21 protein-coding genes and 1 pseudogene are annotated in these 23,315 nt (G+C 60.8%); 17 read left to right on the top strand and 5 right to left on the bottom strand.

Annotation, left to right across the window (positions count from 1 at the left end):
- The 3 genes from J4G14_11365 to J4G14_11355 all read right to left on the bottom strand — a co-directional run.
- The coding region (locus tag J4G14_11365; protein ID MCE2458393.1) for a 50S ribosome-binding GTPase at positions 1 to 784 on the bottom strand (784 nt) is incomplete at its 3' end.
- A gap of 164 nt (positions 785 to 948) precedes the next feature.
- Positions 949 to 1,863, bottom strand: coding sequence for a fumarylacetoacetate hydrolase family protein (locus tag J4G14_11360; GenBank protein MCE2458392.1), 915 nt, complete (start codon positions 1,861 to 1,863; stop codon positions 949 to 951).
- A gap of 225 nt (positions 1,864 to 2,088) precedes the next feature.
- Positions 2,089 to 2,991, bottom strand: a complete 903-nt coding sequence (locus J4G14_11355; protein ID MCE2458391.1) for a fumarylacetoacetate hydrolase family protein — start codon at positions 2,989 to 2,991, stop codon at positions 2,089 to 2,091.
- A 414-nt stretch (positions 2,992 to 3,405) separates the two neighbouring features.
- Here J4G14_11355 and J4G14_11350 point away from each other — a divergent pair, with 414 nt between their 5' ends.
- Together J4G14_11350 and J4G14_11345 are read left to right on the top strand one after the other, a co-directional pair.
- Positions 3,406 to 4,002, top strand: coding sequence for a TetR/AcrR family transcriptional regulator (locus tag J4G14_11350; protein MCE2458390.1), 597 nt, complete (start codon positions 3,406 to 3,408; stop codon positions 4,000 to 4,002).
- Between the two features lie 94 nt (positions 4,003 to 4,096).
- Entirely contained in the window at positions 4,097 to 6,175 is a 2,079-nt protein-coding gene (locus J4G14_11345; protein MCE2458389.1) for a hypothetical protein, read from the top strand.
- Between the two features lie 39 nt (positions 6,176 to 6,214).
- Here J4G14_11345 and J4G14_11340 read toward each other — a convergent pair whose 3' ends face one another.
- Positions 6,215 to 6,382, bottom strand: a complete 168-nt coding sequence (locus J4G14_11340) for a hypothetical protein (protein MCE2458388.1) — start codon at positions 6,380 to 6,382, stop codon at positions 6,215 to 6,217.
- A gap of 30 nt (positions 6,383 to 6,412) precedes the next feature.
- On the opposite strand from J4G14_11340, the gene J4G14_11335 reads away from it, so the two are divergent.
- The 11 genes and pseudogenes from J4G14_11335 to J4G14_11285 all read left to right on the top strand — a co-directional run bounded on the left by J4G14_11335 (position 6,413) and on the right by J4G14_11285 (position 19,179).
- Positions 6,413 to 6,841, top strand: coding sequence for an ABC transporter permease (locus J4G14_11335; protein MCE2458387.1), 429 nt, complete (start codon positions 6,413 to 6,415; stop codon positions 6,839 to 6,841).
- Positions 6,842 to 6,849: 8 nt separating this feature from the next.
- A complete protein-coding gene (locus J4G14_11330) occupies positions 6,850 to 7,173 on the top strand; it encodes an ABC transporter permease (protein ID MCE2458386.1) in 324 nt (107 codons plus the stop codon).
- Complete coding sequence (locus J4G14_11325; protein MCE2458385.1) at positions 7,173 to 8,087, top strand: ABC transporter permease; 915 nt, start codon at positions 7,173 to 7,175, stop codon at positions 8,085 to 8,087. Before J4G14_11330 ends, J4G14_11325 begins: the two co-directional genes overlap by 1 nt.
- 3 nt (positions 8,088 to 8,090) lie before the next feature.
- Positions 8,091 to 10,211, top strand: a complete 2,121-nt coding sequence (locus J4G14_11320; protein ID MCE2458384.1) for an ABC transporter ATP-binding protein — start codon at positions 8,091 to 8,093, stop codon at positions 10,209 to 10,211.
- A gap of 221 nt (positions 10,212 to 10,432) precedes the next feature.
- A pseudogene (locus tag J4G14_11315) lies at positions 10,433 to 11,289 on the top strand (glycine betaine/L-proline ABC transporter ATP-binding protein).
- 151 nt (positions 11,290 to 11,440) lie between these two features.
- Positions 11,441 to 12,355, top strand: a complete 915-nt coding sequence (locus J4G14_11310; protein ID MCE2458383.1) for a proline/glycine betaine ABC transporter permease — start codon at positions 11,441 to 11,443, stop codon at positions 12,353 to 12,355.
- A 109-nt stretch (positions 12,356 to 12,464) separates the two neighbouring features.
- On the top strand, positions 12,465 to 14,003 hold the full coding sequence (locus tag J4G14_11305; GenBank protein ID MCE2458382.1) for a hypothetical protein: 1,539 nt from the start codon (positions 12,465 to 12,467) through the stop codon (positions 14,001 to 14,003).
- A gap of 377 nt (positions 14,004 to 14,380) precedes the next feature.
- A complete protein-coding gene (locus J4G14_11300; protein ID MCE2458381.1) occupies positions 14,381 to 15,814 on the top strand; it encodes a circularly permuted type 2 ATP-grasp protein in 1,434 nt (477 codons plus the stop codon).
- A gap of 241 nt (positions 15,815 to 16,055) precedes the next feature.
- Positions 16,056 to 17,426 (top strand): ammonium transporter, encoded by a 1,371-nt coding sequence (locus tag J4G14_11295; protein ID MCE2458380.1) that lies wholly within the window; start codon positions 16,056 to 16,058, stop codon positions 17,424 to 17,426.
- A 6-nt stretch (positions 17,427 to 17,432) separates the two neighbouring features.
- A complete protein-coding gene (locus J4G14_11290; GenBank protein MCE2458379.1) occupies positions 17,433 to 18,437 on the top strand; it encodes an alpha-E domain-containing protein in 1,005 nt (334 codons plus the stop codon).
- Positions 18,412 to 19,179, top strand: coding sequence for a fumarylacetoacetate hydrolase family protein (locus tag J4G14_11285; protein MCE2458378.1), 768 nt, complete (start codon positions 18,412 to 18,414; stop codon positions 19,177 to 19,179). The genes J4G14_11290 and J4G14_11285 overlap by 26 nt, the downstream gene beginning before the upstream one ends.
- Before the next feature lie 369 nt (positions 19,180 to 19,548).
- Here J4G14_11285 and J4G14_11280 read toward each other — a convergent pair whose 3' ends face one another.
- On the bottom strand, positions 19,549 to 20,643 hold the full coding sequence (locus tag J4G14_11280; GenBank protein MCE2458377.1) for an ABC transporter substrate-binding protein: 1,095 nt from the start codon (positions 20,641 to 20,643) through the stop codon (positions 19,549 to 19,551).
- Between the two features lie 313 nt (positions 20,644 to 20,956).
- On the opposite strand from J4G14_11280, the gene J4G14_11275 reads away from it, so the two are divergent.
- The 4 genes from J4G14_11275 to J4G14_11260 all read left to right on the top strand — a co-directional run bounded on the left by J4G14_11275 (position 20,957) and on the right by J4G14_11260 (position 23,290).
- A complete protein-coding gene (locus tag J4G14_11275) occupies positions 20,957 to 21,322 on the top strand; it encodes a hypothetical protein (protein MCE2458376.1) in 366 nt (121 codons plus the stop codon).
- A complete protein-coding gene (locus J4G14_11270) occupies positions 21,319 to 22,317 on the top strand; it encodes a hypothetical protein (protein MCE2458375.1) in 999 nt (332 codons plus the stop codon). Before J4G14_11275 ends, J4G14_11270 begins: the two co-directional genes overlap by 4 nt.
- A 38-nt stretch (positions 22,318 to 22,355) precedes the next feature.
- Positions 22,356 to 22,934, top strand: a complete 579-nt coding sequence (locus J4G14_11265; protein MCE2458374.1) for a hypothetical protein — start codon at positions 22,356 to 22,358, stop codon at positions 22,932 to 22,934.
- A gap of 128 nt (positions 22,935 to 23,062) precedes the next feature.
- On the top strand, positions 23,063 to 23,290 hold the full coding sequence (locus J4G14_11260) for a hypothetical protein (protein MCE2458373.1): 228 nt from the start codon (positions 23,063 to 23,065) through the stop codon (positions 23,288 to 23,290).
- Positions 23,291 to 23,315 lie beyond the last annotated feature (25 nt).

Raw genomic sequence — 23,315 nt, 5'->3', positions numbered from 1 at the left:
AGACGCGGATCACCTTGAGGGCCTCGAAGATCTCACTGGCGATCTCGTCGAAGCCGACCTCTTCTTCGGCGCTGGTCATTATCACCGGGTAGCGATCTCCGAACGCGGCCTCGAGGTACTCGTACTGGTCGAGCGCGCCGGGGATGTCGGCCTTGTTGCCGACGATGATGGTGGGCTTGTCCAGCCACTCGTTGCGGCTGTCAGGCCAGTTGTCTCTGCCCAACATGCTGAAGTTCCACTCGCCCAGCGAAGTAAAGACATCGTCGGCCTGGGATACGGCGTCCATGGACATGTCGACCACTACGACGAAGACGTCGGTGTTCCTGAGCAGGCCATACAGGCGGCCCTGTGTGGACGGGTTGGAGATCGGGGGCGTGTCCACGAACTGGATGCGGACGTCTTCGTAGTTCAGCATCCCTGGAACGGGCTCCTGGGTGCTGAGCTCGTAGGCGCCTACCCTGCTTCTCGCGCCGGTCGAGCGGTTCAGCAAAAGGGATTTACCGGTGTTGGTCGGGCCGATCAGCGTGGCCCTTCCTCCGCCCTCCTTGGGCATGGAGAAGGGTTCGGTCCTGCCGCTGCTGGGACCCTTCGCCGACGCGCCTTCCAACTCGCCCATCAGCTTCGACAGCCGCGAGCGCAGCTGGGCCTTCAGGTGGTCGGTGCCCTTGTGCTTGGGCATGATCGCGAGCATCTCCTGGAGCGCGGCGATCTTTGCCTGCACCGTCCTGGCCTGTCTGAACCTGTCCTCGGCCTCTCTATATTGAGGAGGTACATTAGTGGGCATTGCTGCAACCTCCTGTTTTCTACTAGTGGTCTCCCACTGGGTTGGGGGACTGGGTGCTCAACTTCTTGCTGCTGGCTGTACTAGTCTGGTGTGCGGGGTTTCACCCTCACCCTAGCCCTCTCCCTGAGGGAGAGGGGATACTTTCGCTCCCAAACTGGAGTTTCTCAGCTACGGCCGAAACCGCCTGATGTTGTTCTTCCGGCGGCGAAGTCGGCGGTGGCCTGGTCTATCTCGCGGGGCCACTCTCGCTTGAGGTCGTCGCGGACGTTGATCGTCAGCTTGTCGAGTCCGTCGATGTGCATCTCGATCACGTCGCCATCCTGCATCGCGCCGAGGCCCTGGTGGTTGGTGCCTGTCGCAAGGATGTCGCCGGGCTCGAGAGTCGTGATGCCGCTCGCCCACTCGATGCAGCGGGCGATGTTGTAGGCCATGTCGCTCGTGGAGAAATCCTGTCGCAGCCTGCCGTTCACCCACAGGCGAACGTTGACGTTCTGAGGGTCGTCGACCTCGTCGGCCGTCACCAGGCACGGTCCGACCGGGCCGAAGGTGTCCCAGGACTTGCCCTGGAAGAAGCTGTTTCCTCCCACACCTCGCGCCGAGCCGTCGATGAAGTTCACGTAACCGAATATATATTGATATGCGTCTGCGGCGTCGACGTTCTTGACCTCGGTGCCGATCACGACGCCAAGCTCGGCCTCGTGGTGGAAGATGGCCGCGGGTGCGTCGGGAAGGACGAGCGTGTCGCCGTCGCCGATGATCGAGTTCGAGGACTTGAGGAAAGCGTTGATCGGCGCAGGCGCCTCGCGCGCTCCGTGCTCCATGTAGTTCGCAGCCATGGCGACGATCTGCGTGGGCTTGGGCAGCGGCGAGCGCAGGCGGACGTCGGAGCGGTCTACTCCATCGGACGAGGAGACCAGGGCTTCTATACTGCCCTTCAGGGAATCGAAGTTGGCGATGATGCCGGACATAAGCTCCTGCGGCGACATGTGGGGGATGTCGCTCACGGCGGAAGAGATGTCCACAACGCGGTTGCCGTCGAGCACGCCGGGGACGAAGTCGTTGAACATTACTAGTTTCATTGAATTACCGTCCTGCGGTTTTCAGTTTGTTTTTCAGTGGGTTGGGTGCCTGTGGCCTGGTAGTTTGGGGGCGGGGCTTTTCACCCTCACCCTAGCCCTCTCCCCCGTATCAAGTACGGGGCAGGCTCTAAGGGAGAGGGAACCTGTGGATTCCCGCTTTCGCGGGAATGACGGTTTGGCGAAATTGGTTGTCGGGGCCAGTCAGCATCATCATGCCACGCTATGCTAATCGCTGGCGGCGGCTTCTCTTGCCTCTTTTTCGAGGCGGGTCTCGCGGGGCCACTCTCGGTGGAGGTCGTCCTGCACGTTGAGGTGTAGGACTCCCAGGCCCTCTACCTCCATCTCTATGGTGTCGCCGTCGTGCAACGGACCCAGGCCTCGATGATTCGTGCCGGTGGCGACAACGTCGCCGGGGTCGAGCGTCGTTACGTCAGACGCGAACTCGATCACTCTTGGGATCTTGTGTGCCATGTCGTCGGTGTTGAAATCCTGCCTGAGCACGCCGCTGACGGACAGCTTGATCGCGAGGTTCTGGGGATTCTCGATCTCGTCGGCGGTCACCAGGAACGGGCCAAGCGGGGCCGACGTGTGCGGCGACTTGGTGGGGAAGAAGCTGTCCATTGCAGGCGCGCCGAGTCCCCTCGAGGAGACGTCGATGAAGTTCATGTAGCCGAACACGTACTCTTCCCAGTCTTCGGCGCTGACCTTGGAGGCGCGCTTGCCTATAACGAGGCCAAGCTCGGCTTCGTGCTCGAAGATAGTCGCTGGTTCTTTGTTGAGCACGACAGTGTCGCCGTCGCTGACAACGGCTTTCGGGGATTTCAGAAAAGCGTTGATGGGCGCGGGCTCGTCGCGAGTGCCATCTTCCATGTAGTTGACGGCCATGCACACGAGCTTGCCGGGCTTTGGAGTCGGAGGCCTGAGCTGGACACTGTCCAGCGGTACGCCGTCGGAGGACGCGGCGGCCTCTTCTATACGTGGCCTGTACTCGTCGAACCGCTCGATAAGTCCGTTGATCAGGTGATGCGGGCCCAGGTGTGGGATGTCGGCCACGACGCCTGACACGTCCTTGACGCGGTCGCCTTCAACCACGCCTAGTTTGAAGTCGTCAAAGAACACTAGCTTCATCGGGGAACCCCTCCTAAAAGTACTCGAATAACAGCGTGGCCGCCTGTCGGGTCATGGTCTGCGCTGATTGTATCAGAGGCGCGAGGCGTTTGAGGGACGGCATTCTACAGCTGCCAGATGAGAGCTTCACGCTCGCCCTTGTATCAAGTGTGGGGGTGGTCCTGAGGGAGCTAAGGAGGTGGGAATTCGCACTTTTCACCCTCACCCCAGCCCTCTCCCCCGGGAGAGGGGGTCCGTTGGCTGGTAACCAGGCCTGTCTGAACACCCTTACCTGCTCCTTGCAGTCCCGGTAGAGGGACTGTCGAAGTCTGAGAGTTGGGGCCGTACGTTTGACCTAAACGGTAGTATTTCTATATATTGGCTTGCGAGCGTTCACTTACAAATTAGGGATAGTGTGGACTTGGCGAGATGGTTATGCGGGTGCGGCGCCCCACGGATGTCAGGAGGCGCGAGTTCATCGAGGCTGCACGAGTGGTCATAACGGACCACGGGATGCAGGCGCTTACCATCGGCAGCCTGGCCCGCGCAGTCGGTGTCAGCGAAGGTGCGATCTACCGCCACTTCAAGGGCAAGAAGCAGATCATCGCCGGGTTGATCGAAGACATCGACCTCAGGCTGAACCGAAGAATCGATCTTATCGACGGCGACCCGGACGCTGGCCTGAGGCGCCTGGAGGAGGTGCTGAAGGACAACGTCGCACCGTCCACGGTGACCGGTGTCTCGTTCATGGTGATAGCCGAAGTGCTGATGAACGGTGACGCCGAACTGAGAAGGCTGATGCAAACGGCCATAGACAGGCACCTGTCGATGATCGAGGCGCAGCTGAGCGTCGGCGTTCATAAGGAAGAGGTCCGGAAGGACATCGATCTGAAGGCGGCTTCAGTTCAGTTCTACGGGTTGATCCAGGCGGTGAATACGCTCAACCACTTCGGAGACGAGGACTATCCAGTCGGCGAAAGCTCCAGCCTGTGGAGCATATTCAGAAACGGGGTTTCGACAGAGCAGGCATGACATGCGCTGAATTGCGCGTTCAGGCCGGCTCGGCATACAGATAGACAATCGGGACTCGGACCAGAAAGGTCCATAGCTAAGGAGGATATCCACGATGAAGTTACCCTTTTGTACATTCAAACTGAAGCACCTGGCAGTATTCGGGCTAGCCATTGCGCTGATCGTCGCGCTGGCGTGCTCGAGTGATCCGGCCCCAGCGCCGGCGATCGACGAGCAGCAGCTTCGCAGCATCGTCGCAGATGCAGTAACGCAGGCACAGCCGGCAGCACAGCCACAGGTCTCTGCAGAGGAGATCCAGTCGATGGTGCAGGCAGCCGTCGGAAGCGTCCAGATGCCTGACCTTCCCGAGCAGGTCTCGGCCAGCGAGATCCAGGCTATGGTGGAGAGTGCCGTGGCTGGCGCCGCTTCTGAGGGCGCAAGCCCTGAGCAGATCCAGGCGATGGTCGAGAGCGCAGTGATGGCCGCGACAGCGGACGCAGTCACCGGCGCAGACGTCCAGTCGGCGATCTCGATGGCGGTCAGCGAGTCGCAGGCCGGCATGATGACCACTGAGGACGTTCAGTCCGCGGTCATGAAGGCGACCGAGGGCCAGATAACCGCCGAGCAGGTGCAGGCCATCGTCGACAGGGCCGTTGCAACGCCCGAGCCCGCCATGGGAATGATGGGTGACAAGCCCACACAGGGCGGCTCCATCAGATTCGGGATGATCGCGTTCAACTCGCTCGACCCGATGCTCGCGGGACTGGCGCAGGCAGAAGCGCCTTACGGTGAGCTGACACACGACAGCATCACCATGTACTGGTACGACGGCGAAGTGACGCCATGGGCCGTGGAGTCCTGGTCGTCCACCGCAGACCTGTCCCAGTACACGTTCAAGGTACGCGAGGGAATCAGATTCCACAGCGGCGATCCGGTAACGTCTGCCGACATCAAGTACACGCTTGACCGGATACGGCACCCGGACTCACCCTCACCACATAGGGACAACATCAACTACATCGACACCATCACGACGCCTGACGACCTGACGGTTGTACTCGACCTCGGCGATCCGAACGCGTTCCTGATGGGCGACATGACTGACTACCATGGCCGAATCGTCCCGAACGGAGTCTCAAGCGAAGAGATCGCATCCGCCGAATACGGTTCCGGACCATACACACTCGGGGAGCATAACCCGACTGTCCGATCAGTCATGGACCGCAACCCGGACTACTGGCGTGAAGGCAGACCTCATGCCGACCAGATGGTCTTCTTCTACATGCCCGAGCAGGTCACCCGCATCGAGGCTCTGAAGACAGGCGCGATCGACGTAGTGCTCTCGCCAGCCTTCGAGTCGCTGGGTGCGCTGGCAGGAAACCCTGACGTGCGCATCGCGACCACACCGTCCGCCGGTGTCGTCGTAATCGACATGCACACCAGCTACGCCCACGTCCAGGGCAACGACGACCACGCAGCCGTTCAGGGCGCAAATGACTCGATCTTCTCGAACAAGAACCTGCGCAAGGCGCTGCAGTACGCCGTGGACCGCGACTTCGTTGCTGAGGCAGCGCTGTTCGGTCGGGGCTCACCGGCCAACGACCACCCCGTCGGCATCAACGACCAGTACTACTGGGACGAGCAGCCGATTATCAAGCAGGACCTCATGAAGGCCAGGGAGTACCTCGAAGCTGCCGGATACGGTGACGGAGTCGAGATCAACCTGGACACCTCGGACTTCAGCCAGATGCTGGATACGGCAGAGGCGTTCAAGGAGTCTGTAGAGGCGGCCGACATCGGGATCAGCGTCAACATCACGGCGCACGACTCTTCAGCTTACTGGACAGCGCAGTGGATGAACCCCTGCTGCCCGTTCGTGACCAGCGCGTGGGGCGCTCGGCCGGCCAATGCAGCCATAAGCGTACAGCTCAGGGGCAGCGGCGTCTGGAACGAGTCGTACTACAACAACGCGCGACTGGACGAACTCCTGGACCTCGCTTCCAGCGAGGCTGACTTCCAGACCCGCAAGGACTACTTCCAGGAGATGCAGGAGATCCTGATCGAGGACGTACCAGTGCTGTACCTCGCGTACACACCGGTTATGTATGCACACCGCGCGAACATCAATGGCGTACAGGCGCATGCCGCCCTCGCCCACTGGCTGTTCGAAGAGTGGTGGGTGTCTGAGAACTAGGCCCGGTTGACCAACGTAGGGGCGGTTCGCGAACCGCCCCTACACCTCATAGAAATATGCAAGGCGTCCATAAGGGACGCCCCTACGGATATAAATGGCAAGATTTCTAATAGTCAGACTCTCTCTCATCGTGGTGACACTGCTCGCCGTGTCAGTGGCGATCTTCGCGCTGATCGAAGCAGTGCCCGGCGATGCCGCGTCGGTCATGCAGGCAGCCTCCGCAACCTGCGGGCGCAGATGGGCCTCGACCGTCCGCCACACATCAGGTACCTGGACTGGATCTGGGACGCGGTGCGCGGCGATCTCGGTCAGTCAGCGAAGTCCAACGCTTCGATATCGGAGATCATGGGCGAACGGCTGGCCCATTCCGCGCTGCTCGCGGTGCTCGCCTTCGTCATCGCCGTCCCACTTGGGCTGGTGATGGGTGTCTGGGTAGGAACACGTGCCGATACTAAAATGGACCGGTTCCTCACCATGGGAGGGCTCGTCACGATTTCTCTGCCGGAGTTCGTGACGGGGGTGGTGATGATACTGATACTGTCATCGACCCTCGGATGGCTGCCATCGTCCAGCATCATGATGCCGGGCGAGTCTGTCATCGGAAACCCAAAGGTGCTGGTAATGCCAGTGCTTACGGTCACCGGGGCGCTGTTCGCGCCAACGTGATCGAGGTGATGGAGAGCAACTACGTCCGCACCGCGATTCTCAAGGGACTGCCCATGAGGACCGTGGTGGTCAGGCACGTACTCCGCAATGCGTTGCTTCCCACGATAACCGTCATCGCTAACAACGTGGGCTGGATGTTCGGCGGTCTCATCATCATCGAGAACCTGTTCGCATATCCCGGCATGGGAAGCCTGCTAATACAGGCTATCGACACCCGCGACATAAGGATGCTCCAGTCAACCGCGCTGATAATTGCGTCAGTGTACGCATTCAGCAACCTGGCCGCCGACCTGGCATACGGCGCGCTCAATCCCAGAGTGAGGCTGTCCTGATGGCGACGATTCGATCGGAGGCATACGCACCCACTGGGGTAGCGAAGGTATGGCACGCAGTTATCGCCTTCTTCACGCTGGTCCTCCGCACCAACACTGGGCGGATCGGGCTGGCGGTGGTGGGCATTCACGTTGTGCTGGCGTTGATCGGGCCGTGGATCACGCCTTTTCCTCCAACCGAGTACCACATCCAGGACCAGTACAGCTCGCCCACCTCGACATACTGGCTGGGCACCGACGAGAAGGGACGAGACATCTTCAGCAGGGTGCTGGCCGGAGCGCGCTCCATAATCTGGATAGCGACTGCGGGCACCATCCTCGGCGTCACCTTCGGAACAATTGTGGGAGTGACCAGTGGCTACCTGGGAGGCCGGATAGACCAGGTCATCATGCGAATAGTGGACTGGTTCCTGGCGATCCCGTCGCTTCTGCTGGCGATCCTGGTAATCAACATGGCTACCCAGCGGTTCAGAAGCGTCGATGAGTCATTCATCATCATCGGCATCATTGGCATATCGTTCATGCCCAACAACAGCCGTGTCATCAGGAGCGCGACCCTTGCGATCAAGCCGCTGGAGTTCGTTCAGAGCGCACGTCTAAGGGGTGAGCCGACGCTGTATATCATGTTCCGCGAGGTGCTCCCGAACGTGCTTCCGGTGGTTGGCGTGGAGGCGACGATACGGCTGAGTTTCGCGCTGCTGCTTACCGCGGGACTCGGATTCCTGGGACTGGGCGTGCAGCCGCCTGAGCCTGACTGGGGAAAGATGGTCAGCGAGAACGCCATCATCCTCGACGTCGCCCCGCTGGCGTCGCTTGCGCCGGGTATCGCTATGGCGTCACTGGTGGTCGGTATCAACCTGCTTGCGGACGGCATTCGCCAGGCGCAGAACCTGCCTGAGACCGGAGACAGATAGCCAATGACCCAGGCGCTTCAGCAAGACGCTCCGCTCATGCAGGTCGAAGACCTTGCAGTGACCTTCTACAGTCCAAACGGCACGTTCCGCGCGGTCAGGGATGCATCCCTGGAAATCGCGAGGGGCGAGGTGGTGGGACTGGTTGGCGAGTCCGGCTGCGGCAAGTCGACCGTGGCATTCGCGATGATGGGCTACCTGCCAGGGACGGCCGAGGTCGAAGGGGCCGTGCGATTCGAGGGTGTCGACATCACGACGCTGTCGACGTCGGAGCTCATGGAGCTGCGGGGCAACCGCATCGCTATGGTGTACCAGGACCCCGTTACCTCGCTCAACCCGTCGATGCGGGTCGGCCCGCAGGTCGAAGAGGTGCTGCTGCGGCACCTGGATATCGACTCCGACGCCGCATGGGCCAGGAGCGTGGAGCTGTTCGAGAGCGTCGGCCTTGCCGACCCGGACCGTATCGGCAGGCGCTACCCGCACGAGCTCAGCGGCGGACAGCAACAGCGAGTTGTCATCGCCATGGCGCTGGCCTGCGACCCACATCTGCTGATAATGGACGAGCCGACGACCGGACTCGATGTGACCACCGAGGCCACCATCCTGGACCTGATCGTCGAGCTGAAGGACCGTGTCAACGCGGGCATCCTGTTCGTCAGCCACAACCTTGGAGTGATCGCGCGGGTCGCCGACCGGGTCGCCGTTATGTATGCCGGCGAGATCGTCGAGCAGGCGCCGGTGCGGGAGCTGTTCAAGAACCCGAGTCACCCCTACACTGCCGGGCTGCTCTCGTGCGTACCACAGCCTCCGGGCGACGACGGAATCGAACGCCAGCTCAGCAGCATCCCCGGAACCGTGTTCGACGCGCAGACTGAGCAATCCGAAGAGTGCCTGTTCGCGCCGCGGTGTCCGCTCGCCCAGGAGAGCTGCACGACGCAGTCTCCTCCGCTGGTGGATACCAGCGCTAATGGTCACCCTTCGACAGGCTCAGGAGATCACCTGTCCAGGTGTTTCTTCCCAGGGGACGTCACCGCGAGCCTGTGGGGAGAGGCGCTGGCGCGTGTGGAGAAGACGCAGGAGCAGGATCGGGGGCCGGTGCTCAACATCGAGGGACTTCGCAAGTTCTACGGCGGCGGGCGCAAGAAGTACATACTGTTTGGCCCTCCGGTCGCCAGGCCCGTCCGTGCCCTGGTGGACGTTGACATGAAGGTGGGCAGCGGCAGGACAATCGGAATCGTCGGCGAAAGCGGCTCAGGAAAGAGCACGGCCGCCAGGGCTATTGTTGGACTTGAGCCGAAAGACCGAGGTTCGCTCGAACTGCACGGCGAGGACCTCGAAGGTAACGTGCATGATCGCACCGAGGACCAGCGCTCCGCGATGCGCATGGTTTTCCAGAACCCGACGGCGTCGCTCAATCCGAAGCTACCAGTCGGGCACGCCATAGTCAGGGCGCTGCGAAAGTTTGCCGGAGTGAACAAACAGGAGAGCACCCAGCGTGCAGAAGAGCTGATGGAGGCCGTCGGTCTCGATCCGACGTTCCTGGACCGCCAGCCGACGGAGCTTAGCGGCGGTCAGCAACAGCGGGTGGCGCTGGCGAGCGCGTTCGCGGCGAACCCAGACCTGGTCGTCGCAGACGAAGCCGTGTCGGCGCTGGACGTATCGGTCCAGGCACAGGTGCTCAACCTGCTGGAGGACCACCAGCGCGAGACGGGCAACTCGTACGTATTCATCACCCACGATCTCGGCGTGGTGCGGTACATCTCAGATGACATTCTTGTGCTGTACGCGGGTCACGTAGCCGAGTATGGTCCGTCACAGGCCGTGCTGAGCGTGCCATCGCACCCCTACACCGAGGCGCTGCTTTCGGCGGCGCCAGTACCCGACCCTGACGCCGAGCCGACCCACATCAGGCTCGAAGGATCAGTGCCTACGCTACGCGGGGCGTTCACAGGGTGTTTCTTCGCAGGAAGATGCCCGAGAAAGATCGGGGATATCTGCGACACAACGCCGCCTCCGACTCAGAACGGGCCAGGGGGCGACAATCACTTTATCAATTGCCATATCCCCATATCGGAACTGGAATCTCTTCAGAAAGAGGCTTCCGGGGCGCGAGCTATCGCAGGATAGAGCGCTCTGCGTCCGATATGTCCATCGCGCGTGAAGGAACAGCGCGCAGGTGATACGATTGTCCAACCTTGCCGATCGAGCAGTCTATGGGTTTTTGGCCCCTGTTTTGACAGGAACTTTCCACGCAGCCTTTCCGCCTGCACAACGAGCAAAGATTGTAGAGATGCCAATCGTATGGGCGGTTCGCTAATCGTCCCTACCAGGAGCAGGCTGAACGAGCTATGAATTCACAAGATCACCAGATCGAAGTCGACGGGCTATGGAAGGTGTTCGGTGACCAGCCGGAACGGGCCATGGAGCCTCAGTACGCTGACAAGAGCCGAGCCGAGATACAGGACGAAATGGGTCTCGTGGTCGCGCTCCGGAACGTCACTTTCAGTGTCCCCACCGGTGAGGTATTCGTGGTCATGGGCCTCTCCGGCAGTGGCAAGTCAACGCTGGTCCGTTGCCTGACGAGGCTGATCGAAGCCACCCAGGGAAAGGTGCTGTTCAACGGGGAGGACATCCTCGAGTACACGCATGAGCAGATGATCGAGTTCAGGCGTCAGAAGGTTGCGATGGTGTTCCAGCACTATGGGCTGCTCCCCCACCGACGCGTTCTGGACAACGTGGCGTTCGGCCTGGAAATCCAGGGAATGGAGAAAGAGGAGCGATACGCAGCCGCGACCACCGCGATCAAGACTGTAGGTCTCGACGGATGGGAGGGCTACTACCCCCGGGAGATGAGCGGAGGAATGCAGCAGCGCGTGGGCCTCGCGAGAGCCCTCGCGGTCGACCCTGATGTGCTGCTCATGGATGAGCCATTCAGCGGACTGGACCCGCTGATCAGGCGCGGGATGCAGGACGAGCTCGCAAGCCTCCAGACACCATCGTATTCATAACCCACGACCTCAACGAGGCGTTGAAGATAGGTGACCGGATAGCCATCATGCGGGACGGAGAGATCGTCCAGCTGGGGTCGCCGGTCGAGATCATCAGCGCGCCCGCAGACGACTACGTCGCCGAGTTCGTGCGAGACGTCACCACGATCGGGGCCATTCGTTCCGATGGGACAGCCGAAAGCAACCAGGAGGACTGACATGGCGCAGATCGAAGAGACTCAGTCAGGCCTCGGCACGGCGTCCGAAGGCTTACCGTTTTCCGGACTGCCGACGAGGACTACATGGCTGGCCGGACTGGCAGCGATTCTTGTCGTGCTTGCAGTATGCCTCGTGTTCTGGGGACCGGGGATGGAGTTCCCCACCACGGTATCCACGTCAGAGGTGGCAACCAATGGCGGGGGTTCGGTGACGCTCACAAAGACTGTGAGGCAGGTCACCGGCAACGCCATCGACGAGGCTGTGGACTGGCTCACAGTGGAGGCGAGCTGGCTGTTCAGCAGTCTTAGCGACGGGGTGACGTACGCGCTGGTCTTCATAGAAGACGTGCTGAAGTGGATACCGTGGCCTGTGATAGTGGTTGGGCTTGCGCTGCTATCGTACGCGGTCGGACGGTGGTCCCTGCTCGGGTTCACCACGGTCGCACTGCTGTTCGTGGGATTCATGGGCCTGTGGGAGAACACTCTGGACACGATTGCGCTGATGGTCGTTTCAGTTGTCATCTCCGTGTCAATCGGGCTGCCGCTCGGCGTGCTCGCCGCGCGCAACCGGCTGGCTGACAACATCATGCGTCCGATCCTGGACGCCATGCAGACGATGCCGAGCTTCGTGTATCTGCTGCCTGGCGTGCTGTTCTTTGGACTTGGCGCGCCGGCAGGGGTATTCGCGACGATCATCTACGCTGTCCCGCCGGTGATCAGGCTCACCAACCTTGGTATCAGGCAGGTATCGGCTGAGGCTGTGGAGGCGGCTCGCTCGTTCGGGACCACGCCGTTCCAGCTGCTGACCAAGGTGCAGATACCGATGGCTCTGCCCACTATCATGGCGGGCATCAACCAGACGACGATGATGGCGCTGGCCATGGTGACCATCGCGAGCATGGTGGCTGCCGGTGGTCTGGGCGATAACGTACTCAGGGCATTGCAGAAGAACCAGCCCGGAAACGGCGCGATAGCAGGAATCGCGATAGTATTCCTTGCTATCATCATAGACCGGCTCACACAATCGGTGGCCCGGAAACGACAGGATGCGCTCAGCGTCGGATAGGCAGGCCGACCTGCAAATTCACATGAATGTGCAGGGAAGACCAATCCGAACTACGAGCGTCAGAGTATAAGAAGATAGGGAACATCCCAAGGGGGAAAGGAATACAAGGATGAGTATCAGAGCAGTAATGTTAATTGGAGCGCTGATTGCTGCAGTGGCGTTCGCATCAGTCGCATGTTCATCATCTGAGCCTGCGATTTCCGAAGCGGAGATGCGCAGCATCGTGGCAGACGCAGTAGCGTCGTCGCAGCCCGCACCTCAGCCGCAGGTGTCGGCGGACGAGATCATGGGAATGGTCAACGCCGCCATGGCCGCCATGCCCGCTCCACAGGAGCAGGTATCGGCGCAGGAGATCAGCACCATGGTGCAGAGCGCCGTGGAAGGCGCCGCAATGGAAGGCGCATCTGCTGAAGAGATCAAGAGCATGGTGGAAAGCGCCGTGATGGCCGCGACCGCTGACGCTGTGACGGGCGAGGACGTACAGTCCGCGATCTCCATGGCCGTCATGGAGTCCCAGGCCAACATGATCACCAGTGAGGACGTAGACAAGGCAGTCTCGTCCGCGGTCATGATGGCCACCGAGGGTGCGCTCACTGCCGACGAGGTCAAGGGCATCCTTACAGAGGGCGCACAGGATGCGCTGACCGAAGAGCAGGTTGCTGCCATCGTCTCGAAGGCGCTTGAAGAGCGCGACATGATGATGGAGATGGAAGACAGAGAGACCATCATCTTCTCAGACCTGAACTGGACCAGCGCCCAGGTGCAGAATCGTATCGCCCAGTACATCGTCGAGAAGGGCTACGGCTACCCGACAGACGTAGTATTCGGGTCGACCCTGCCGCTGTTCAACGGCCTGCGAGCAGGTGACACTCACGTAACCATGGAAATCTGGCTGCCCAACCAGGACGAGGCATGGGCAGAAGCGCAGGCGGAGGGCCAGGTCGTGTCCGTTGGCGAGAGCCTCGGCAAGGACTGGCAGTCTGCGTTCGTGATTCCTGCCTACCTGCAGGAGCAGTACCCAGAGCTTGACAGTGTCGACGACCTGAAGAGCGACGAGTTCAAGATGCTGTTCGCCACCGCTGAGACCGGAGGCAAGGCACGGCTGGTGTCCTGCGTAATCGGCTGGGCATGTGAAGAAGTGAACGCCAAGCAGATCACTGGTTACGGCCTGGACGACCACGTACACATCGTCAACCCTGGTGACGGAGCCGCCGCAAACGCCGACCTCTACGGCGCTTACGAGAAGCAGGAGCCCTGGCTCGGCTACCAGTGGGGCACAAACGACCCGCCGCTGCTGCGTGACCTCGTAAGGCTCGAAGAGCCCGCATACAGCGACGAGTGCTGGTTCACCACGAAGGCATGCGCCTACGAAGACGCAACGATCCTGATCGCGGTCCAGCCCGAGATTCTGACCCGCGCGCCGGACGTAGTCGCCATGCTGCGCAACTGGGGATTCAACATCGACCGCTACAAGGGCGTTGCGGCCTGGGCAAGCGAAAACATGGAAGCCACGGCCAATGACGCCGCCCTGTGGTGGCTGAACGGTAACGCCGATGTCTGGAGCGAGTGGGTAACTCCCGAGGCTGCTGCTGCAATCGACACCGCGCTGATGGCCAACGAGATCCCCGAAGGCTGGCCTACTGAGTAGGTACGCCCTAACAGTCGAATAGCTTAGACAAAGTAAGCTGCCCCGGTTAGTGGGCGGGCCTCTGAGTGAGGCCCGATGATCGCCAAATGGCGGTCTCCATTGACCGGGGCAGTTTCTTGTTATGGGACCTTTTACGTAGCCGTCGCCGGAAACCGGGCGTGTGGGTAATGCACAGAAGTTGCAGCAACGGGCCGTTTCACCCTCAACCCAGCCCTTTCACTGAGGGAGAGGGGGCCTTTGCAGGGGTCTCGTCTTTGTATAAGTGCTGGACTATTTCCAAAGTCTGTCGTAGATTAGGGTCGGACTGCGGTGTGGTTGTGAGACCTGATTTCAGTTAGGTTCGGCAAGGCGAGACACACGAAAGCGGCCGGTCTTCCATGGACTTTGACAGCTACGATCTCGATTCGTCCACATACGACGAGATGTTCCTGCCCGACGGTACTCCTCGGGAGCACTGCAGGCAGCTATACGAGACCCTGACCGAGATCTCATCTGAGAATCTCGCGAGCATACAGGAGAGGGTCACACGTTCGTTCTCGAACGAGGGCATCACGTTCACCGTGTATGGCGACGACGAGGCGGACGAGCGGATCATTCCCATAGACTGCCTCCCGAGGGTGATGTCAGCATCCGACTGGCAGAGTCTCGAGACGGGTCTGACCCAGCGCATAGCGGCCCTGAACCGCTTCCTGGACGACGTGTACGGCGATGCGCGGATCATCTCTGACGGGGTGATCCCCGCGGACATGGTGTACGAGTGTCCGCAGTATCGCCTGGAGATGCGCGGGTTCTCCGCTCCGCACGGGACGTGGGTCGGCATCTGTGGCACCGACCTAGTGCGAACCAACGACGGCTTCAAGGTGCTCGAGGACAACCTGCGCGTGCCGTCAGGCGTCTCTTACATGCTCGCGAACCGGAACGCGACCAAGTCCAGCCTGCGACGGCTGTACCGCAGCTCGCGCGTGAAGGAGGTCGAGCACTACGGCCGCGCGCTGCTGGAGACGCTGCAAGAGCTGGCGCCGCCGGGACGACCGGAGCCGTCCATCGCTCTGCTCACGCCCGGGGTGTACAACTCAGCGTTCTACGAGCACATGTTCCTCGCACACGAGCTCGGGGCCGAGCTGGTCGAGGGGCAGGACCTGGTGGTGAACAACGGCTTCGTATACATGCGCACCACCACGGGTCTTCAGCGCGTCGACGTCATCTACAGGCGCGTGGACGACGACTTCATCGACCCGCAGGTGTTCCGAGCGGACTCCATGCTCGGCGTGTCAGGGCTGCTGGAGGCCTACAAGCTCGGTAACGTGTCACTGGTCAACGCACCGGGTACCGGAGTCGCAGACGACAAGAGCGTCTACGCCTACGTACCGGACATGATCAGGTACTACCTGGGCGAGGAGCCGCTGCTGGACAACGTCGAGACCCACCTGTGTCGCAGGTCTGAAGACCTCGAGTACACGCTGGACAACCTGCAGGACCTCGTTGTGAAGCGCGTGGGAGAGTCCGGCGGATATGGGATGCTGATCGGACCACACTCCACTGCCGATGAGCGCAAGGAGTACGCCAAGCAGTTAGTTAACGATCCGGCCGACTTCATATCGCAGCCGGTGCTGTCGCTCTCCCGCTCACCCTGCCTGATCGACGGCACTTTCGAACCGCGTCACGTGGACCTGCGTCCATTCGTGCTACACGGACGCGAGACCCGCATCGTGCCCGGCGCATTCTGTCGCGTCGCCCTGCGCCGGGGCAGCCTGGTGGTGAACTCGAGCCAGGGCGGCGGCGGTAAAGACTTCTGGGTACTGGAGGAATGAACACATGGATTCCCGCGAAAGCGGGGATCCAGAGGGGTGTGAGTAGTGCTTACTAGCTTTGACTCAAGGCGTTTTCACCCTCACCCCAACCCTCTCCCTGAGGGAGAGGGGTTATGCAAAGGTCTCCTTTCGCGGGAATGACGACTTAAGGCGGTGGTAAAGAACTCCTGGGTACTGGAGGAATGAAGCCCCCATGAACACTAACGCTCTGACAAGCATACTCCTGAAGCGTCGTCCGCCAATGATCCTGGCGGTTAGCGGGGTTGTCGCGCTGATCGTATTTATAGCGAAACCGCATGTGGCCCATGCGTCCGGCGTAGATCCTGAGTCTCAGTTCGTATTCAACACACTGTCGTTCCTCATCTGGGGCGTGCTGGTGATGTGGATGAGCGCCGGATTCACCATGCTGGAGTCCGGTTCGGTGCGCACCAAGAACGCATCGATGATCTGCCTTAAGAACGTCGGCCTGTACTCGATTGCGGGCCTGGCCTATTTCTTCATCGGTTACAACCTGATGTACGTGGACGTGAGCGACTTCGGGGGCATCATAGGTGCGCTGAAGTTCATGCGCGTGCCGACGGCTGAAGAGGTCACGCTGGTCACCGGCGACGATGCGGCGTCAGCGGCGGCGGTCGAAGCCGTGGCCGGCGCGGGTTACTCCACGATGTCCGACTGGTTCTTCCAGATGGTGTTCGTGGCTGCAACGGCGTCGATCGTATCGGGCGCGGTTGCAGAGCGCGTCAAGATGTGGTCGTTCTTCATTTTTGTGCTGGTGCTGACCGCGGTGATATACCCTGTCGTGGGCGCGTGGACATGGGGAGGCGGCTGGCTGAGCGAGATGGGGTTCCAGGACTTCGCCGGATCGACCATCGTCCACTCCACCGGCGGATGGGCCGCACTGGCGGGCGTGATTGTACTGGGGCCAAGACTCGGCAAGTTCCGAAGCGACGGCAGCGCGAGGCCGACGCCTCCATCGAATATCCTGGTGGTGACCCTCGGGGTGTTCATTCTGTGGCTTGGATGGTTCGGGTTCAACGGCGGCTCCGTGCTGGAACTCGGCACCGCAAAAGCGGTCGTGACGATGGGACACGTACTGGTCAACACGAACCTGGCAGCCGCCGCAGGGGTGATGGCCGCGCTGTTCGTCTCGAGACCAATACTCGGGCGCATAGACCTGTTCGCCGGGCTGAACGGGGCGCTCGCCGGACTCGTCGCGATAACGGCGGGGCCGGACATAGTCGATCACTACTGGGCCGTGGTCATCGGAGCCGTGGGAGGCGTCATCTGTACCGGTGGGATCAGGCTTCTCGAAATGGTCAAGATAGATGACGTAGTTGGAGCGATTCCCGTTCACCTGTTCGCCGGTGTATGGGGGACGATAGCAGCAGCCATCGCCGGCGGCGCAATGATAGGTGTGCAGATCGTCGGTATCCTGGCAGTTGGAGTGTTCGTGTTCGCTACTTCCTGGATAGTATGGAAGGCGCTGGACCTGACTCTTGGAGTCAGGGTTTCGCGAGACGTTGAGGAACTCGGGCAGGATGCCGGAGAGCTGGGAATGGAGTCGTACCCAGAGTTCGTGCTGATGCCCGAGGAAGACTACGGCGACGACTAGGACGGAATGCTCTCACGCAGCGCACAGGGACTGTACTGGATGGGCCGCTACCTGGAGCGGGCGGAGCGGCTATGCCGCCTGCTCCAGCTTCAGACGGAGGCCCTGGTGGACCGTCCGGTGCAGGAGATCCACTTCGGCTGGATGCGTATCTATGGCAGCATGAACGAAGAGCCTCCTGTATCCGGCCTTCACATGGGGAGCGAGGACTTCACGCTGGCAGACTCGTACACGCTGGCAGACCATCTGACGTTCGAGCGCACGAATCCAGACTCGGTGTGGAGCTGCTTCTCGCTCGCTCGCGAGAACGCACGCCAGATGCGCCACTGCATCAGCGCAGAGATGTGGACACGGATGAACCTGGCCTACCTGAAGATACGCGAACTGGACATCCAGGATATCTGGCCCACGTCTCCGGAGAGCTTCTACGCTGAGACAGCGGCCGAGATGAACACTTTCATAGGGGTGGCCGAGTCCACCATGTACCGCGACGAGGGCTGGAGTTTCATGCAGCTCGGACGGTACATCGAGCGGGCGCAGCTCATGACTACGCTGCTATTGGCCCAGCTCGAAGCTGAGAGGTCGGCCGTGGCCGACCAGGGCACAGGCTGGACGAGCCTTTTGAGCGTCTGCCACGCTTTTGACGTGTACAGCCGCAGGTTCAGCGTCGAAGTGGTACCGGCTCAGGTCCTCGACCTTCTCGTCACCGACCGGCTGCTACCCAACTCACTCTGCAGATCCCTGGACATCGCGGGCTCGGAGATGGCATCCATAGGCCCAGGCCCTGACCCCAGGCTCAGCGACTCTGCGGGGCGGCTGGCAGGCCGCCTGAGCGCCCTGGTCAACTACGAGTGGCCGGACAGGGACGAGGAAGACCGAGAGGGCCTACTGGAGCAGGTGAAACAGTACTGCGAGGACCTCCACGAGCTTGTGACAGAGATCTACTTCTACTACTCGATAGATTATCCGTTAGGAACTTTCCATGATCTTGGCCAGGTTTCTCTACAACAATAGAGTCCAGTGGGGAATCGTCGAAGGCGATGACGTGCTGTCCCTCCATGGTAGGGGCGGGCTTGAAACCAGCCCTTACAGCGGAGCGGAGCCGGGAGACCGGCTGTGCGCGCTGTCTGAGGTGCGCCTCCTGGCGCCAATCGACCCCAGGGTGAACAAGGTACCGGCCATCGCCGCGAACTACGGCGAGCGCGACGAGCGTGACGGTCCGGGCATCTTCATGAAGCAGCCTGGGACGGTCGTCGGGCCGGGCGAGCCGATCGTCTACCCTCGCATCGGCCGCTCGATCATCCACGAGGCCGAGGTCGGCATCGTCATCGGCAAGTCCGCAAGGCACGTCAGCGTCGAGGACGCGCTAGACCACGTCCTCGGCTACACATGCGTCAACGACGTCAGCGCGCGGGAACTCGCCAGCAGCGACCTTGGTCGCGGCACGAGCATGAGGTGGAAGCACTTCGATACGTTCTGCCCGATAGGTCCGTGGATCGTAACTGGGCTGGACGGGGACAACCTCGGCATCGAGTGCCGGGTCAACGGCGAGACCGTTGTAAAGGGCTCGACGAGCGACATGCTCTGGGGAGTTGCGAAGCTGATCAGCTGGGTGTCAGAGGTCATGGCGCTGCACCCGGGGGACATCATCCCAAGCGGTTGTCCGGAAACGGACGAGATTGCCGTGGGAGATACCGTGGACGTGGTGGTCGAAGGCATCGGCACGCTGAGGAACCCGGTTGTGGCTGACCTTTAGGGGTAAAGGCGCCAAGGTAGCGGGGCAATCGCTCTTCAGAATGGCATCCATCAGACGAATCATCCCTACGCTCTTCGCCGAGGGAGCTTACAGGGGTAGGTATTCGTACTTTTCACCCTCACCCCAACCCTCTCCCCCGGATCAGGTCCGGGGCAGACTCTGAGGGAGAGGGGGTCTGTTGGCTGGTATTTGTGCTTGTATGTACACCCTTACCTTCCCCTGTAAGCCCATTGAGGGAGAGGGGACTGTTAGGGCCAAGAGTGTCGTTCATCCCCGGACTCTGGGTTCCGGCCTCCGCCGGAACGACGACTGGAAAGTACATACCTCTGTCAGTCCGTCAAGGAAGAGGGTTCTAACTGGGACTGTCCATTACGGGATTGGTGGCGGTCCGAGTATGCGGTACCCGAGGTTCTCGTCGTTGCGCTCTGACGCGGGGAGAATCTCGATGACCACGTTGGACAGGCCAACCACGCCGCCGTTTTCGTCGAAGCTGTAGCTGTCCCCTATTGCCCCACTCCAGGTGATGTCGTACATGCAGTCACGGAAGCCGTCGGTGTCCTGATCGTCGTTGGTCATGCCCAGGCACTCGGCCGCGATGTAGACATCGTCGTAAGCCGAACCCTGGAACCAGGGCCATGGGGCGGAGCCGTTGTAGCGGGCCTTGTAATTCTCGAGGAACCTCATGCCAATGTCGGTGGACAGATCGGGATTGGGGACCACGGCCTTCATTCCGGTGGCGGCCTCGCCGGCTATACTGAGAGCTTCCGGAGCGGTGGGTACTACCTCCGTGTAGATGGGGCCTTCATAGCCCAGCTCGCGAGCCTGCTTGACTATCGCGCCGCCGGACGCCTCTCCCTGGGCTGCCAGTAGGAGCGCACCGGGATCCTCGGCCAGCAGCTTGGTCAGGCTGCTGCGGAAGTCGATGACGTCCGATGAGTAGCGCTCGGACGCCAGCACGGTCCCGCCCAACTCCTTGAACTGTGTGACAGCGGTGCGGCGAACGCCCTCGACGTAGTCCGTCGACTCGATAATCGTGACGATTTCACTGATCCCGTCCGTCCAGATCGTGTTTGCGAGGTCCACTCCCATGTTGCTGGAGTTCAGGGCAGTGCGGAATATGTAGTCGCCGGCGGTGGTGATGTCGGGGCTGGTCGAAGAGGGTGAGAACAGGATAATTCCCTCTTTTTCTGCGAGGGGCGCTACGCCAAGAGTCCCTCCGCTGCACGTGGCTCCCAGGATGATCTTGACATCCTCCACGTCCACAAGCCTGCGAAAGGCAATGATGGCATCGTTCGCGGTGCACTTCGAGTCCTCGATCACCAGCCTCATCATCCGGCCGTTGATGCCGCCTGCGGCGTTGATCTCCTCGACGGCGAGCAGCTTGGACTGCGACAGCGGGACGCCGTAGGACTCGCCGACGCCGGTAAGAGAGTCCAGTGCGCCGATGACGAACGGATCGGCCATGACGGGCTCAGGCGCTGCGGGAGCAGCAGTGGGCTCAGGCGCTACTTCTGGGGTTGGGGCCGGGTCTGATCCACAACCGGCTGCAAAGACCACGAGCAGACAAAGCAATACAACCGACTTCCAAGACATAGGCCCCGATTCACCCACCCATAGCTGCAGATACAGCAGAAAACTTAGCAAATTATCACATTTAGTCGCAATTCCTATTCACGCCGGGTTCACGTGCCTTTGTGAGGGCGTTTTGGGGTTGATACACGTTTATGCCTCACTTACATTGTATATAGATATAACTATATATGACAAGGTGTCCAACATGAAGAATTTTTATTACAGCTTCATTCCCGCTGCTATTCGGATTTCGGTGCCCAAGAGAGTATCGCTTGGGCAGAAGGAGGTACAGGGCATGAGTACCATGCAGAGAAAGTTCAGAAGATTGGGCATCAGGAAGTCGCCGAAGTTGGGTATGGCAGCGCTGTATACGCTGCTTGGATTCCTGGCTTTGGCCGTGTTGGCCGACCAGTTAGCCACGCCGCGCAGCACGGCGTTCGCGGATTCGACAACCAAGGGAAACGAGCCCTGGCTGGAGATCAACTGCCTGGAGGACATCGTAGAGGAGGGAGAGGACTTCAGGCTCCTGGTGACCAAGAAGTTCGACTTCGACTGCCCCATAAGACCATGAGAGTATTCTGGTACACGTTCGCGATCACTGCGGACGAGTCTGACTACGAACACCTCTACGCCGAGCGCCAATCCAGCAATGACTACCAGTCGAAACACGGGAGAATGGGTCGCGACTTCCACACCATCGAGGACGTGTATCCAGAAGCACAGGAGACCTTCAAGGTGTGGTTCAACAACTCCGTCGACTACGGACATGACGGAGAGTGCATCATCACCATCACAGACGACGACGGTGTCGGGATATACAACCTCGAGATTACGTCAGACCCTCGCGAGATCGACACCGGATCTGAAGACGGGGAGACCGTGGTCGGATACACCGAGGGCGATGTCATCGAGATCACTGCACACTTCACCGGCCCGGTGACCCATGGACGCACAGGCACAGGCGAGCAGGCCGACTACACCGGGCTGTACATACAGGTCGGGGAGAATCACAGGCTCGCGGAGATGCTGCGTGGCGACGGCACCGACACCATCGTGTTCGGATACAGGGTGCAGGCCGACGACCTGGACGCCGACGGCATCAGCGTCGAGAGCGGCGGCCCGGGGACCGGACTCTACTACAGCGAGACCAACCGCGACGGCGGAATCTGGGCCGTCGATCACCCGGACGGCAGGATCAACCGGCTGTTCCACGGTCTCGACGACGATCCTGGCCACGTGGTCGTGCAGGTCACGGTAGAGGAGCCGACAGTCGTAGAGCCGGAGATCGTCGTCGTAGAGCCAGAACCCGAGGAGCCGGTTGAAGGCGCAGCCTCGATTTCGGTGGGCCTGATAGATATAAGGGACGGCGAGCTCACGGCTGAGGACGAGGGTACAGACTGGTTCAGGGTCGATCTTACTGGCGGCGAGAACTACATCATCGAGCTGAAGAGCACGATGGATTTCATCGAAGTTGAAGGTGGTGAGAGGTGGTGGCTGGGCGGCTATTTTGAGTTTGTGCCGGACAGGCTGCTCGACCCGAGCATCCTCGAAATTGTGGACGGGTAGGGCGAGCAGGTGCTGGGCGAGCACGACTGGGTGGATTCATGGGGTTCTTCGCCCGGGCATTCTTCGTCCCTGAAGAGGATGGAACATACTACATCGCGGTCGGAGCCGGCTCCCAGGACCCCGATGGCACCGGTCGCTACACGCTGTCTCTGCGTGTGGATGACTATCCAGACGACTTCAGGGCAAATCCAGGTCCTGTACTCCTTCCCGGGGAGTCGGTCGCCGGTGTGATTGACAGCGACGTCTCCCCGGACGATCCCGGACTGAAACAGTGGGACTGGGCTGCATCGGACGGCGAGGGTGTTCCAGTCTTGGGAGTCGAGTCGCTGGACGACCGGGATGTGTTCATCTTCGAAATCTCTGAGGCTGGCACATACGAGATCTCGGTGAGCGACGGGCCGGCTGAAGTCGGCATCTGGAGCGTGCTGAACTCTCATTCGTGGGTACACTCGGACTATCCGAGGACTGGCCCCGCAGAGTCCGTCGTGTCCGAATTCGAGCCCGGCACGTACTACGTAGAGGTCGGGACACCGTACCTGAGCGTCGGCAACACCGGCTCCTACACGGTATCGCTGGAAGAGGTGGCAGACGACGTTGAGGATGCGGCGGCAGCGTAGGAGTCCTCGCGCCTGACCAGAAGGGCGAGGGTCCAGGTCGTCTGGATGGGGCGCTCCGGCCCTCGCCTGCTCTGAGGTCAGGAGCGGGAATGGCAGGACACGCGGAGAAATAGGTCGAGTGCGTGATCATGAATGAATTTATGTTTGGTGCAGTCCAACTGCTGCTTGCCTGGGGGCTGCTGGCCGTCGCGTTCCTGTGCATTGGGATGTGGGCGCTCCGGCGCGAGTCCAGCGGAGTGGTCCGTGGGGCTGGGTACCTGCTCGTTGCAGCAAACGTCGTTCTCTGGACTGCCACGGTGTCGACGATGCTGATGGGAGTCGGGGCTGTGGATACCTTTGCCGTTGCTGCGTGGTGACGTCGTCGCGTACGAAGAGAGTGTT

This window comes from Dehalococcoidia bacterium (assembly GCA_021295915.1).
In the GTDB taxonomy this organism is placed as follows: Bacteria; Chloroflexota; Dehalococcoidia; order Lucifugimonadales; family UBA1123; genus VXRN01.
This window is presented reverse-complemented; position numbering and strand designations above follow the sequence as displayed.

Excerpts from the sequence above, each read along its gene's own strand:
- J4G14_11360 (MCE2458392.1), bottom strand. The coding sequence starts at position 1,863 with ATGAAACTAGTAATGTTCAACGACTTCGTCCCCGGCGTGCTCGACGGC.
- J4G14_11355 (MCE2458391.1), bottom strand. The coding sequence starts at position 2,991 with ATGAAGCTAGTGTTCTTTGACGACTTCAAACTAGGCGTGGTTGAAGGC.
- J4G14_11350 (MCE2458390.1), top strand. The coding sequence starts at position 3,406 with ATGCGGGTGCGGCGCCCCACGGATGTCAGGAGGCGCGAGTTCATCGAG.
- J4G14_11345 (MCE2458389.1), top strand. The coding sequence starts at position 4,097 with ATGAAGTTACCCTTTTGTACATTCAAACTGAAGCACCTGGCAGTATTC.
- J4G14_11340 (MCE2458388.1), bottom strand. The coding sequence starts at position 6,382 with ATGACCGACGCGGCATCGCCGGGCACTGCTTCGATCAGCGCGAAGATC.
- J4G14_11335 (MCE2458387.1), top strand. The coding sequence starts at position 6,413 with ATGGGCCTCGACCGTCCGCCACACATCAGGTACCTGGACTGGATCTGG.
- J4G14_11330 (MCE2458386.1), top strand. The coding sequence starts at position 6,850 with ATGGAGAGCAACTACGTCCGCACCGCGATTCTCAAGGGACTGCCCATG.
- J4G14_11325 (MCE2458385.1), top strand. The coding sequence starts at position 7,173 with ATGGCGACGATTCGATCGGAGGCATACGCACCCACTGGGGTAGCGAAG.
- J4G14_11320 (MCE2458384.1), top strand. The coding sequence starts at position 8,091 with ATGACCCAGGCGCTTCAGCAAGACGCTCCGCTCATGCAGGTCGAAGAC.
- J4G14_11310 (MCE2458383.1), top strand. The coding sequence starts at position 11,441 with ATGGAGTTCCCCACCACGGTATCCACGTCAGAGGTGGCAACCAATGGC.
- J4G14_11305 (MCE2458382.1), top strand. The coding sequence starts at position 12,465 with ATGAGTATCAGAGCAGTAATGTTAATTGGAGCGCTGATTGCTGCAGTG.
- J4G14_11300 (MCE2458381.1), top strand. The coding sequence starts at position 14,381 with ATGGACTTTGACAGCTACGATCTCGATTCGTCCACATACGACGAGATG.
- J4G14_11295 (MCE2458380.1), top strand. The coding sequence starts at position 16,056 with ATGATCCTGGCGGTTAGCGGGGTTGTCGCGCTGATCGTATTTATAGCG.
- J4G14_11290 (MCE2458379.1), top strand. The coding sequence starts at position 17,433 with ATGCTCTCACGCAGCGCACAGGGACTGTACTGGATGGGCCGCTACCTG.
- J4G14_11280 (MCE2458377.1), bottom strand. The coding sequence starts at position 20,643 with ATGGCCGATCCGTTCGTCATCGGCGCACTGGACTCTCTTACCGGCGTC.
- J4G14_11275 (MCE2458376.1), top strand. The coding sequence starts at position 20,957 with ATGAAGAATTTTTATTACAGCTTCATTCCCGCTGCTATTCGGATTTCG.
- J4G14_11270 (MCE2458375.1), top strand. The coding sequence starts at position 21,319 with ATGAGAGTATTCTGGTACACGTTCGCGATCACTGCGGACGAGTCTGAC.
- J4G14_11265 (MCE2458374.1), top strand. The coding sequence starts at position 22,356 with ATGGGGTTCTTCGCCCGGGCATTCTTCGTCCCTGAAGAGGATGGAACA.
- J4G14_11260 (MCE2458373.1), top strand. The coding sequence starts at position 23,063 with ATGAATGAATTTATGTTTGGTGCAGTCCAACTGCTGCTTGCCTGGGGG.